This is a genomic window from Saccharopolyspora sp. NPDC050642 (assembly GCF_040654735.1).
GTDB lineage: Bacteria > Actinomycetota > Actinomycetes > Mycobacteriales > Pseudonocardiaceae > Saccharopolyspora > Saccharopolyspora elongata.
Map to the genome: position 1 here is coordinate 25,882 of NZ_JBFAIN010000001.1, position 12,166 is coordinate 38,047.

Genomic DNA, 12,166 nt, shown 5'->3' on the forward strand with positions numbered 1-12,166 from the left:
CTAGTCCGCTTCCGGCGCGAAGGCCTGCAGGAAGGTGCGGACCGCGGCCGCTGCCACGGCCCGGAGCTCGTCGTCGGGCACCTGGCGGGTGCCCAGGCGGGCCCGCGCTTCCATCGGGCCGGTCAGCAGCGCCGCGAACTGCTCGGCGGCCTCGGCCGGATCGCACGCGCGCAGGCGACCCGCCAGCGCGAGCCGGGCGAGTCGGTCGGCGAGCGCTTCGGTGACGCGGTCCGACGCTCGGCCCCGGACGATGTCGATCAGGTCGGGGAACCTGCCCAGCTCGGCGTAGAGCAACCGGCGCAGCGCCCAGGAGCGGTCGTCGCAGTGGCACTGGAGCAGGCGGAAGCCGACCTCTTCCAGCATCGGCCGCAGGTCGCCCTCGCTGCGCAGCTGGTCGACGACCTCCATGTTCCGCGCGAGGGCCCGGTCCGCGTCGGCGGCGATCGCCTGCCGGAACAGGTTCTCCTTGTCGCCGAAGTGGTTGTACACGGTGGGCTTGGCGACGCCGGCCTCCGCCGCGATCGCGTCCACCCCGGCCTGCGCGTATCCCTCGCGGGCGAAAACCCGCATCGCCGCGTCCAGGATCGCCTGGCGCTTGTCGATGCGACCGCGCGAGGCGCTGCGCCCCGACGCCGCCGTTGTGCCCGCTCCGCTCACGCCGACATGCTACCCCTCGCTGAACTCACGGGTTCACTCGAATGGACACCTCCACCCAGCGGCGCCCGGCTCCGCGACGCCGCGTCGAGGAGTTCCCTCGTGGCCGCGTGCTTCTGGGCTGCGACGACCGCCTCGGTCTCGCCCTGCTCCGCGATCTCCCCCTCGTGCATGATCAGGAGCCGGTCGGCGAGGCTCGTCGCCACCGCCAGGTCGTGGGTGATCACCACCAGGGCCGTGCCCGTGTCCCGGTGCACCCCGTTGAGCAGGTCGAGCAGTTCGGCCTGGGTCAGCGCGTCGAGACCCGAGGTGATCTCGTCGCAGATCAGCAGCTCCGGCCCGCCGAGCAGGGCGCGGACCAGGGCCGCGCGCTGGAGTTCGCCGCCCGACAGGGATCGCGGCAGCCGGGCCGCGCCGGACTCCGGCACGCCGAGGCGGACAAGGCCCTCGACCGCCTCGGCGCGCGCCGCCGAACTCGTTGCGCCGCGCAGCCTTTCGGCGGTCCGGGCGACCTGGTCGAGGACCGGGACGAACTCGTTGAACGACGCCCGCGCGTCCTGGAACACGTACTGGATCCGGGCGAGCTGGTCCCGGGTGCGCCTGCGCAGCCGCGGCGACAGCAGATCGCCGTCCAAGCGGATCTCGCCGAGGCGGTGCGGGTGCAGGCCAGCGATGCAGCGCGCGAGCGTGGTCTTGCCGCTGCCCGAGCGCCCCACCACCGCCAGCTTGTCGCCCGCGCGGATGTCCAGCGTCACCTCGCGCAGCGTGTCCACCCGGCCGTGGCCCGCGGTCACCGCGCGCACCGTCACCAGCGGTCGCCCTCCTCCGACACGGCCGGGCTCGGCGGTGCGGCCGGGTTGCGCGGCGATCAGGCGCTTCGTGTAGTCGTGCCGGGGAGAATCGAGGACCTCCCGGCGCGGGCCGGATTCGACGATGCCGCCGCCGTTCATGACCAGCACCCGGTGCGCCAGCTCGCGCACCAGGTCCAGGTCGTGGGTCAGCAGCAGGACCGCGATGCCCTGCGCCGCAACGGCTCTCAGCTCCCCGACCAGCCGGGCGCGGGTCACCGCGTCCTGGCCGGTGGTCGGTTCGTCGGCGACCACGACGCGCGGGCGGCCGACGAGCTCGTGCGCCAGCACGACGCGTTGCTGCTGCCCGCCGGAAAGCTGGTGCGGGTATCGCCGCAGCAGCTCCTCGCCGTCCGGCAGTTGCGCCTGGCGGAGCGCTTCGAGCACCCGCGCCCGCACCAGCCGCCTGCGCTCCGCGCGGGTGCCGGCGCGGACGTGCAGGCGCGCGATCTCGTGCAGCACCGAACCGATGCGGCGAACCGGGTTCAGCGCAGCCGAAGGATGCTGCGGGATGTAGCCGACGAGGCCGGGTTCCGGCGGGTGGCCGGCATCCACCGCGACACCGGCGACTTCCACCGAGCCCGTGACGCTCGCACCGGCGGGCCGTTCGCCGAGCAGCGCCAGGGCCGTGGTGGTCTTCCCGCTGCCGGACTCGCCGACCAGCGCGGTCACCTCGCCCGCCGCCAGGGCGAACGACACCCCGGAGACGATCTCGCGGCCGCCGGCGGCGACGGTGAGGTTGCGGACTTCCACGACGGTCAACGCGCCTCCAGAGCGGTCGAACGAGCGCGCAGCCACCGGTCGAACGCCAGGTTCACGCCCACCGACAGCAGCACGATCAGCAGTGCGGGCAGCGCCACCGCCCACGGCTGGATGAACAGGCCGGTCCGGTTGCGGTCGACCATCGCCGCCCAGTCGCTGGCGCCCGGCGAGATCCCGACGCCCAGGAAGCTCGCCGACGCGACCAGGTAGATCGCCCCGGTGAAGCGGGTGCCCAGGTCCGCGGCGAGCGTCCGGCGCATCGCGCGGGCCACGTAGCCGACGCCGATGCGCAGCCGGCTCTCCCCCTGCAGGCGCATCGCCTCCACCGCCGGCCCGCTGGCCAGCGAAAGCGCCGACGCGCGGCTGATCCGCACCACGTCCGGCAGGTTGATCAGCGCGACGATCCCGATCAGCACCCACGGGGCGTCGGGGGCGATCGAGGCGAGCAGCAACAGCATCAGCATCGACGGGATCGCCAGCACCAGGTCCAGCGGCCTCATCAGCGCCTCGTCGAGCAGGCGGCTCTTCGTCATGCCCGCCGCCAGTCCCAGCGGGACCGCCAGCAGGTAGGTGCAGGCCGTCGCGGTCGCGGCGGTCAGCACCAGCGACCGGCCGCCCAGCAGCACCTCGTTCCACACGTCCCGGCCGACGAAGTCGGTCCCGAACCAATGACCGCCGCCGAGCGCGAAGGCCACGTCCTTGGCCGTGTCGCCGGTGGCGAACAGCGGCCCGAACAGCGCCAGCAGGACCGGCACGCCCACCAGCGCCGCGGGCAGCAAGTACTTGTTCACCGGCCCACCTCCGACGCCGGCGCCAGGCCGCGGGCCGCGATGTCCGCCGCCAGGTTGACCAGCACCGTGGTGCCGGCGAGCACCACCGCCAGGCCCTGGATCACCGGCAGGTCCCGCGCCGAGACCGCCTCGACCAGCGTCGTGCCCAGACCGGGGATGACGAAGATCGCCTCGATCACGATCACGCCGCCGATCAGCCAGTCCGCGGTCCGGGCCAGCTGCTGCACCGCGGGAGCGATGGCGTTGGGCAGCGCGTGCGCGAAGCGGGTGCGGGCCGGCGAGATGCCGAGCCTGCGGACGTGGCGGACGTACTCGGCCCGCTGCGCGTCGATCATGCCCGCGCGCACCAGCCTGCTCAGCGAGCAGATCGGGCGCAGCAGCAGCACGAAGACCGGCAGGACCAGCACCGCCGGATCGCCCAGCAGCGAGCCGGATCCGACCGCAGTGGGCGGGAACCAGCCCAGTTGCACCGCGAACACGGTCACTACCAGCACGCCCATCGCGAACTCCGGCGCCGAGTACAGGCCGAGCGTGCCGCTGGTGACGACCCGGTCGATCCGGCCGCCTTCGCGGTGCGCGGCGAGCATGCCCAGCGCCACCGACAGCGGCACGAGCAGCACGAGGGTCAGCCCGGCGAGCAGCAGCGTCGGCCCCAGCGCCGCGCCGATGATGTCGGCCACGGCCCGCGGCCCGACCAGCGACTGGCCGAAATCGCCGTGCAGCGCGCCGAGCAGCCAGCCGCCGAGGCGCTGCCACGCGGGCTCGTTCAGGCCGAGCTGTTCGCGCAGCAGCGCGATGATCGCCGGGTCCGGGTTGTCCCCGGCGATCGTGACGGCCGCGTCGCCAGGCAGGGCCTCGGTCAGGAAGAACACCGCGGCCATCACCAGGACGACCTGCACCACGCCCAGCAGCACCCGCCGGAGGACGTAACGGGTCACGCCAGCCACACCTTGTCGTAGCGGGCCCAGTCCAGCGTGTTGGCCGGGGCCCGGTCGTCGATGCCGCCCACGTTCGGCGCCGACGCGACGATCCAGTCCGACACGCCCCACCACAGGAAACCGCCCTCGCGGTGCAGCCGGTCCTGCATCTGGAAGTACAGCTGCTCGCGGCGGGCATCGTCCGCAGTGGACTGCGCCTCGTGGTAGAGCGCGTCGAAGTCCGGGCGCTGCCACTTGGTGTTGTTGGTCGTCGAGGTCGTCAGCAGGCGCTGCGAGATGTGCGATTCGAGCGGCATCGCGCCGGACCGGTAGCTGGCGAGCACCCCGTTCTTGGCGATGTCGGACCAGTAGGTGTCCTTGTTGCCCAGCCGGACGTTGAGGTTCAGCCCGGCCTGCCTGGCCTGGTCGGCGATGGCCAGCGCCGCCTCCTTCAGCCCGGTCGAGGCGTCGGAGGTGTCGAAGTCGATCGCGAGGCCCTCCGCGCCGGCCTGCTTGATCAGGGCGCGGGCCCGGTCGAGGTCCTGGGCGCGCTGCGGCAGCGAGTCGGCGTAGTACCGGTAGCCCTTGCCGTAGAGGTCGTTGCAGAGCTGCCCGGAGCCCTGCAGCACCGACCTGACCAGCTCGTCCCGGTTCACCAGGTGGAACATCGCCTGGCGCAGCTCGGGCCGGTCGAACGGCGGACGGTCGGTCTTCATGACCAGCCCGTGGAAGTTGCTCAGCGGCAGCCGGTGCACCCGCACCCGGCCGGTGTTCTCGTGCGTGCGGGCGCTGGTCGGTGTCAGGTCGTGGGCGTACTCGACCTGCCCGCCCAGCAGCGCGTTGACCCGCGCCGCCTCGTCGTTGGTCACGACGATCTCCAGCTCGTCCAGGTGCGGCGCGCCGTCCCAGTAGTCGGGGTTGCGGGCCGCGACGAAGTTGCGGCCGGGCTGGAAGGAGACGAAGCGGAACGGCCCGGAACCCACCGGCCGGTCGAAGTCCCGCGTGCCCTCCGGGACGATGTAGGCGCCCAGCGTGGCGAGCGCGTTGGGGAACTCCGCGTAGGGCCGCTTGAGGCGGAACTCGATGGTGCGGTCGTCGAGCTCGCGGCTGCCAGGCAGGTCGATCACCTGCAGGCTGGCCTTCGCCCGACGGCTGCTGCCCGGCTCCACGATCCGCGCGAAGCTGGCCAGCACGTCGGCCGGGCGCACCGGCCGCCCGTCGTGGAAGGCCGCCCGCCGCAAGGTGATCCGCCAGGTGAGCAGGTCCTGGCTGGGCTCCCAGCGCTCCGCCAGCCGGGGCTGCGGGGACATGTCCGAGCCGTAGTCGGCGAGCTTGTCGAACAGCGCCTTGGCGCGGGCGATCTCGATGTACAGGTCGGTTTTGTGCGGGTCGAGCACCTCGGCCGCGCCGCCGCCGGAGAACGCCGCGCGTAACCGCCCGCCGGGGCGGGGCGGCCCGACCGCGGTGGCGCCGGTCCCACCGGCGCAGCCGGACAGCGCCGCGGCGGCGCCCGCCGCCGTCAGGCCCAGGAAGCCGCGCCGGCTCAGCCCGCGAACGAGCCTGGATTCGTGTTGCATGCTGGGGTTTTCTCCATTCGAAGGCGTCCCGAACCAAGACCAACGACAACGATAATGATTTTCATCTATCCTGCCAATGGGGCGCACCTCACTCGTCGCGGCGCAGCACCACGTGCAGCCGGTCGCCGCTGAGCCGGGTGGACAGCGCCGCATCGCGCCGCCACGGCGTCTCGGCGCGCGGACCGGGCTCGTCGAACAGCGCGACGACCGAAAACCCGTGCCGTGCCGCGAAATACCGGATTTCCTGCGGGAACAGCAGCCGCCACGCCGAGCGCTGGATCAACGGCTCGGCGCGCCCCGGCCAGTCCCAGTGGCGTTCCCGGCGCAGGAGCTGCTCCGCGTGGTCGATCCACAGCCGCGTGCGCGACCGGTACTCCACCCCTTCCCAGGCGACCACCTGCTCCCGCACCCCGTCGAGCAGCTCGGTGTTGCCCAGGAAGAACGCGCCGTTGCGCATCTCGGCGATCAGCAGACCGCCCGGCCGCAGGTGCTCGTGGCAGCGCCGCAGGAAGGCATCGACGTCGTCGTTGCCGTGGCAGTACAGGAAAGCGCTGTCCAGGCAGGTGATGACGTCGAAATCCGCCGGCAGGGGCCCGAACGACCGCATGTCGGCGACCACGAAGTCCGCCTCCGGGCAGTGCTCCTGCGCGTGCGCCACCATCTGCGGCGAGCAGTCCAGGCCCGTGACTCGGTAGCCGAGCGCGGTCCAGCAGCGGGCGTCGCGGCCGGTGCCGCAGCCCACGTCCAGCAGCCGCCGACCCGATCCGAAGCGGTGCACCACGTCGTCGACGAAGCGGGCCGCGAGGTGCTCGGGATCCGGGAACCGCTGCTCGTAGATGGCCGGGTTGTCGGTCAGGAAGTTGGCGCTGACGATGTTGGGGCGCACTGCGATTCTCCCGTTCTCTGGTCTGGTCCGATGCCGCAGCGGCGATCCAGCGCGAGCACCGCGAGCGCCGAGCACCCTCCGATGAGGACGCACAGCGCCGGGGGCAGCCACGCCCACTCGTGGCCGGAGAGGTCGGTCAGCCAGCCGATCAGCGCGTTGCCCGCGGCCGCCGCGACACCGGAAATCAGGTAGAAGACGCCGAAGTAGGTGCCGGCGAGCTCCCGTCCGCCGAACGACGGGATCAGCTCGTAGACGAACGGCTGCGCGAGCATCACGCCGACCGCCAGGAACAACGCCGTGATCAGCACCGGCGCGAGCCGGGCGAACGTCTCCCCCGCGCCCGCCGGGGGTGTTGCTGGGACCGCGGTCGCGGCGATCGCGGTGGCGACGAAGCCCGCGCCCATCAGCCCCAGCCCGATCCCGATGGCCCGGCCGCGGCTCCACCGGCGCTGGGCCAGCTCGGTGATCCGCACCTGCAACGCCAGCGTCACCGCCGTGGAGACCAGGAAGATCACCGCCACCGCGGCCGCGGACCCGGTGAGCCGCTCGGCCTGCATCGGCAGCACCAGGTAGAGCTGGTTCTGCAGCGCGAACATCCCGGTCAGCGCCCCGGTGAAGGCCAGGAACCGGCGATCGGTCAACACGCCCCGCCAGTCCGCCAGCACCGACGTCGCGGGCCGCTCGACGCGGCGGACCGGCAGGACCGCGACCTGCGCGACGGTCAGCAGCGCGAAGACCACCGCGGCGACCACCGCGGACAGCCGGAAGCCGACCACCATCAGCACGCTTCCCAGCAGCGGCCCCAGCAGGGCCCCGGCGTTGGCGAAGATGTTGAACAGCGAGAAGGCCTCGGCGCCCCGGTCGCCCGCCTCCCGCGAGAGGTAGGCGCGCACGGCCGGGTTGAACAGCGCCCCGGCCAGCCCGCTGAGCACGGATGCCAGCAGCAGCACCGAGAACGACGTGCCGAGGGCGAACAGGCCGAAGCCCACCGCTCGTAGCGCGCATCCGGCGACGATGACGCCCCGCGCACCCAGCCGGTCCGCTGCCGAACCGCCCAGCAGGAACAGGCCCTGCTGGCTGAGGTTGCGCACGCCGAGGACGACCCCGACCAGCACGGCCGACATGCCCAGGTCGTGGGCGAGGTATCCCGCCAGGTACGGGACCAGCAGGTAGAAACCGGCGTTGACGCCGAGCTGGTTGACCAGCAGCACCTGCACGGCCGGCGGGAAACCCCGGATCAGCCGCCACGTCTTCATAACGACACCACGGGGCGCACCCCCAATCCGCGATCGCCGGCGATCCGCAGCACCCCGTCGTCGCCGCCGATCCCGGTCCACGGGTCGTGCGCCAGCAGCAGGTGGCCGTCCAGATCGACCCAGCGGGCGAAGCCGGTGAGGTGCACGGCCGGGGCGATGCCGAGCGAACTCGACACCAAGCACCCCAGCATCACGTCCACGCCGTTGTCCTGGGCGAGGCCGACGATCTCCCGAGCGGCCCGGATTCCGCCGCACTTCGGCAGTTTCACGTTGACCCCGTGCACCCGCGAGCCCAGGGCCCGCACATCGGCCGCGGTGGCGGCGTCCTCGTCGGCGATGACCGGCACCGGCGACCGCGCGGCCACCTCGGCGAGCAGGTCCGGCGTGCCCGGCTTGATCGGCTGCTCGACCGCGTCGATCCCGAACTCCGCGACCGCCTTGAGCAGCCGGACCGCCTGCTCCGGCTCCCACGCGCCGTTGGGGTCCAGCAGCAGGCGGGCGCCCGGCGCGGCCTCGCGAATCGCCGCCAGGCGCGCGAGTTCCTGCCACTCGTCCCCCGCCCCGAGCTTCACCTTGAGCACCGTGAAGCCCCGGCCGGTGAGCTCGCGCGCCGTCCGCACGGCGCGCTCCACGGGCATGATGCCGATCGTGTAAGCCGTCGGGACGGGCTGCCAGTGCGCCGTGCCCAGCAGCTCGAAGACCGGCACGCCGCGGAGCGTCGCGACGAGGTCGTGCACGGCCGAATCCAATGCCGCCGACACGCCGGGCGACGCGCTGAACGCCGGGATCCGGCCAGGATCGCGCACCCCCGCCAGCGCTTCCCGGGCGGCCGCCAGCTCCGTCTCGATGCGCTCGACCGTCAAGCCGTAGTACGTGCTGGTGACGACCTCGCCACGGCCGACGGCGCCGTCGTGCTCGATCTCCACCACGACCGCATCCCGCTCGGACATCACCGATCGCGAGATGCGGAACGGCTCGCGCAGTGCGAGGCTCCGCACCGCCCAGCTCAGCCTCATGCCGGAACCTCCATCGCCAGCAGCGGATCCGACACGAGCCGGCACCTCGTCCACCCCGTCGCCTCCACCGCGGGGTGCGCGATCTCCACCGGCCGGGACGCCGTCGGCCCGGCCAGCAGGCCCCGCGCGCGGCAGTAGTCGTCGTCGAAGATCGTGCCGAGGTAGCGGTGCGGCCCGTCCGGGAACACGGTCACCACCTGCGCGCTCGGCTCGACCCGCGCCGCCCACGCCGACACCAGCGCCACCGCCCCGGTGCTCCAGCCGCCGGTGATGAACGCGTGCCGGGCCAGCGTGCGGCAGGCCTGCACCGCCTCGCCGGGCCCCACCCAGTGCACCTCGTCGAACTGTCCATATGCGACGTTGCGCGGGTGGATGCTGCTGCCCAGCCCGCGCATCACGCGGGGCCGGGCCGGCTGTCCGAAGATCGTCGAGCCGACGGTGTCCACGCCGATCAACCGCACGTGCGGCCACCGGCGCCGGATCGCGCGGATCGTGCCGGCGCTGTGCCCGCCGGTGCCCACGCTGCACACCAGCACGTCCACGTGGTCGATCTGGCGGGCGATCTCCTCCCCCAGCGCCTCGTAGCCGGCCGGGTTGTCCGGGTTGTTGTACTGATCGGGCCAGAACGCATCCGGTCGCTCGCGGAGGACCTGCTGCACCCGGTCCAGCCGGGCCTGCTGCCAACCACCGGCGGGATGCGGCCGGTCGACCACTTCGAGGCACGCGCCGTGCGCCCGGAGCAGCGCCCGCATGGCCGGTTCGAGCTCGCTGTCCACGACCAGCACCACCGGATGCCCCAACGCCTGCCCGGCGAAGGCCAGGCCCACGCCGAGCGTCCCGCTGGTCGACTCGACCACCGCCGCGCCCGGTCGCAGCTCGCCGCGGCGCCGGGCCCCGGTGAGCATCGAGACCGCCGCGCGGGCCTTCATCCCGCCCGCGCTCAGGCATTCCAGCTTCGCCCAGAACCCCGGCTGCCGATGCGGCAGCGGCGCGCTGACCCGCGCCAGCGGGGTGTCCCGGAGCAGACCGAGCAGATCGGGATTTCCCCACATCAGCGCACCTCCGTGCGGTAGCGGTAGAGGGTGCTGGGACCGCCGTCGAGCCAGAAGAACGGATAGGGCTCCGCCGAGACTGCGGTGACCCCGCCGCCCAGGAAGCACGGCAGGATGCCGCTCGCGGACTGGGCGAACATGACCAGCGGCTTGCCCGTGGCCCTGGCGTGGTCGAGCAGCGCCTGGAACGTGCCGTTGCCGACGACCATGCCGGACGCCAGCACGGCATCGCAGCCGTCCAGCGCCGCCACGGCATCGGTCGCGATCGGCTCGCCCCACTCTGTCTCGCCGCCCTTGAGATCGCACGCGACGTAGCCGGTCCCGCGCTCGCGGAGGTGGTGCAGCAGCGAGTTGACGACGCCGACGACCAGCACCCGCCGGCTCCGGGGCAGCAGGTCCACCACGGATTCGGCGCGGTGCAACGACTTCTGCAGCGAGTTGCCCCGCCCGACGGCGACTTCCTCTGCGTGGTCGTGGTGCGGGCGCAGCCACTGCAGGTAGGCGTCCAGTGCCGCGATGCGCACCGCGGGCAGCGGGCTCCGCAGCAGGTCGCGGACGGGCGCCCCGACGCAGCCGAGGACGACCTCTTCGGACACCTCCCCCGGTTCCACCGCGCAGGAGCCCACCGCGTCCTCGACCCGCAGGCTCAGCACGTGGTTCCGGTACGACTGCGCCCGGTCCGCGTGCCGCACGCCCTGCTTGGTCAGGAACCCGACGCTGACCTGGGCTTCGTCCGCGCCGAAACGTCCACTCAGGACCTGCTCGGTCAGGTCCGCGACCGAATGCGGAGTCACTTCCCCGCCTCCGCGTAGCGCACGTCCAGCCCGGCGAGCAACGACTCGGCGCGGGCGCGCGCCGCCCCGCTGTCGGCGCTGGTGACCATCACGTGCCCGAGGTAGTTGTTGTTGCTGGTGGCGGCGCCGGCCCGGTGCCCGGGGTCCTTGACGACCCAGTCGACCACCGCCGGATCGGCCGCCAACTCCGCAACCCCGCCGATCTCGGCGATCGTCCCCTCCCGGGGCGGGAGCAGGAACGAGATCGCCGCGCTCGCCGCGCCGGTGTCGACTCGATGCAGGTCCGGCTTCTCCCCCAGCGCGATCTGGGCGTAGACGGCGGCCAGGTCGATGCCGGTCACCCGCCGGATGAGCTCGGTGATCTGGTTGCCCGCCGGGCGCGGGTTGACCTCCACCACTCGGGGGCCCTGCGGGGTGAGCTTGACCTCGGTGTGCCCGACGACGTTGTCCAGCCCGAGCGCTTCGACGGCGGCGACCGCGGTTTCCGCCACTGCCTCCGCCGTCGCGGCGTCCAGCGCCGCCGGGAACATGTGCCCGGACTCGACGAACCAGGGCTGCCCGGCGACGCTCTTGTCCGTCACCCCGACGACCGTGGTCTCGCCCCGGAACGTCACCGTCTCCACGCTCACCTCGGGGCCCGTGAGCAGCTCTTCCAGCAGCACGACGGGATTGCGCCGCTGACCGCGCGCGTTCACCGGGAACTCCAGCAGCTCGTTGTGCGCCTCGCGCAGCTGGTCGGGCCCGTCGACCCTGCGCACGAACATGCCCGCGCACAGGTCGACCGGCTTGATGACCAGGGGGTATCCCAGTGCTTCCGCGGCTTCCTCCAGGCCGGAGGCCGTCTCCGCGAGGGCGAACGCCGGGCCCGGGACGCCGGCTTCGCGCAGGGCCTTTCGGGTGAGGTCCTTCGAGCAGGCCCGCTCGACGGCGTCCGGTGGTGCGCCCGGGAGTCCCAGCCGTTCGGCGGCTTTCGCGGCCGCCGGCAGGTAGTAGTCGCAGGAGGTCAGCACGCCGTCGAAGCCGAGGACCGGCTGCAGGCGCTCCAAGCGGTCCAGCAGGTTCGGCACGTCGTTGGTCTCGACGGTGAGCAGATTGTCCGCGCCCAGCAGCGGATGCGGCCCGGGGGCCGATCTGGCCCGGAGGTAGTGCTGGAGGTCGCGGGTCACGAAGCTGAACCGGTTGCCGCCCTCCCTGATGCTCCTCGGCAGCAACGTGCTCATCGCACCGACCCAGCTTTCCACCAACAGCAGGTGGCCCACTCCGTCTCCCTTCGGACGCCTTGTCAACGGTCGGTGATGATAATCGTTTTCAGTAGGTTGGGCAATTCGCCCGGGGGTGTGATGTTTGGGGGGTGTCTTGGGTGGGGTGGGGGTGGGGTTGGGACCTTTAGAGGTTTGGCGTGTTTTGGGGCCATCCCCACGATGGGTGGATTGTGGGGGCTGCGTGCCGGAGGTCAAGCCCGGCCTCGCGGCCGCCCCTTCGGGGTTTCAGGCTTGACATCCGACCCGCAGCCCCAGAGCGGCTTTGTATCGCGGGGATGGCCCGGAGTGGGCTGGCGGGTTCGCGGCTTGCGTTGCGGGGTGGCCGTTTTCGGGATGGCCGGGGCTGGTGGG

At 72.6% G+C, this 12,166-nt stretch carries 11 protein-coding genes; all 11 read right to left on the bottom strand.

Annotation, left to right across the window (positions count from 1 at the left end):
- Entirely contained in the window at positions 1-657 is a 657-nt protein-coding gene (locus AB0H93_RS00135) for a TetR/AcrR family transcriptional regulator (RefSeq protein WP_358564928.1), read from the bottom strand.
- Positions 654-2,255 (bottom strand): ABC transporter ATP-binding protein, encoded by a 1,602-nt coding sequence (locus tag AB0H93_RS00140; RefSeq protein WP_358566844.1) that lies wholly within the window; start codon positions 2,253-2,255, stop codon positions 654-656. Before AB0H93_RS00140 ends, AB0H93_RS00135 begins: the two co-directional genes overlap by 4 nt.
- Positions 2,256-2,260: 5 nt before the next feature.
- Positions 2,261-3,055 (bottom strand): ABC transporter permease subunit, encoded by a 795-nt coding sequence (locus tag AB0H93_RS00145; protein ID WP_358564930.1) that lies wholly within the window; start codon positions 3,053-3,055, stop codon positions 2,261-2,263.
- Positions 3,052-3,993: an ABC transporter permease gene (locus tag AB0H93_RS00150; protein WP_358564933.1), complete on the bottom strand. Its 942-nt coding sequence runs from the start codon at positions 3,991-3,993 to the stop codon at positions 3,052-3,054. The genes AB0H93_RS00145 and AB0H93_RS00150 overlap by 4 nt, the downstream gene beginning before the upstream one ends.
- A complete protein-coding gene (locus AB0H93_RS00155; RefSeq protein ID WP_358564936.1) occupies positions 3,990-5,549 on the bottom strand; it encodes an ABC transporter substrate-binding protein in 1,560 nt (519 codons plus the stop codon). The genes AB0H93_RS00150 and AB0H93_RS00155 overlap by 4 nt, the downstream gene beginning before the upstream one ends.
- Before the next feature lie 88 nt (positions 5,550-5,637).
- The gene (locus AB0H93_RS00160) at positions 5,638-6,435 is read right to left on the bottom strand and encodes a class I SAM-dependent methyltransferase (protein WP_358564939.1); all 798 of its coding nucleotides are present in this window, start codon (positions 6,433-6,435) and stop codon (positions 5,638-5,640) included.
- Positions 6,402-7,691 carry an MFS transporter gene (locus AB0H93_RS00165; protein WP_358564942.1) on the bottom strand — a complete coding sequence of 430 codons (1,290 nt, stop codon included), beginning with the start codon at positions 7,689-7,691 and terminating at the stop codon, positions 6,402-6,404. Before AB0H93_RS00165 ends, AB0H93_RS00160 begins: the two co-directional genes overlap by 34 nt.
- Positions 7,688-8,707 (bottom strand): dipeptide epimerase, encoded by a 1,020-nt coding sequence (locus tag AB0H93_RS00170; protein ID WP_358564945.1) that lies wholly within the window; start codon positions 8,705-8,707, stop codon positions 7,688-7,690. The genes AB0H93_RS00165 and AB0H93_RS00170 overlap by 4 nt, the downstream gene beginning before the upstream one ends.
- On the bottom strand, positions 8,704-9,759 hold the full coding sequence (locus AB0H93_RS00175; protein WP_358564948.1) for a PLP-dependent cysteine synthase family protein: 1,056 nt from the start codon (positions 9,757-9,759) through the stop codon (positions 8,704-8,706). Before AB0H93_RS00175 ends, AB0H93_RS00170 begins: the two co-directional genes overlap by 4 nt.
- Positions 9,759-10,553, bottom strand: coding sequence for a DUF364 domain-containing protein (locus tag AB0H93_RS00180; RefSeq protein WP_358564951.1), 795 nt, complete (start codon positions 10,551-10,553; stop codon positions 9,759-9,761). The genes AB0H93_RS00175 and AB0H93_RS00180 overlap by 1 nt, the downstream gene beginning before the upstream one ends.
- The gene (locus tag AB0H93_RS00185; protein ID WP_358564954.1) at positions 10,550-11,812 is read right to left on the bottom strand and encodes an ATP-grasp domain-containing protein; all 1,263 of its coding nucleotides are present in this window, start codon (positions 11,810-11,812) and stop codon (positions 10,550-10,552) included. Before AB0H93_RS00185 ends, AB0H93_RS00180 begins: the two co-directional genes overlap by 4 nt.
- Positions 11,813-12,166: the final 354 nt, after the last annotated feature.

What these genes read in the sequence shown, in the direction of transcription:
- AB0H93_RS00155 (WP_358564936.1), bottom strand. Translation starts at nt 5,549, where the DNA reads ATGCAACACGAATCCAGGCTCGTTCGCGGGCTGAGCCGGCGCGGCTTC.
- AB0H93_RS00165 (WP_358564942.1), bottom strand. Translation starts at nt 7,691, where the DNA reads ATGAAGACGTGGCGGCTGATCCGGGGTTTCCCGCCGGCCGTGCAGGTG.
- AB0H93_RS00170 (WP_358564945.1), bottom strand. Translation starts at nt 8,707, where the DNA reads ATGAGGCTGAGCTGGGCGGTGCGGAGCCTCGCACTGCGCGAGCCGTTC.
- AB0H93_RS00175 (WP_358564948.1), bottom strand. Translation starts at nt 9,759, where the DNA reads ATGTGGGGAAATCCCGATCTGCTCGGTCTGCTCCGGGACACCCCGCTG.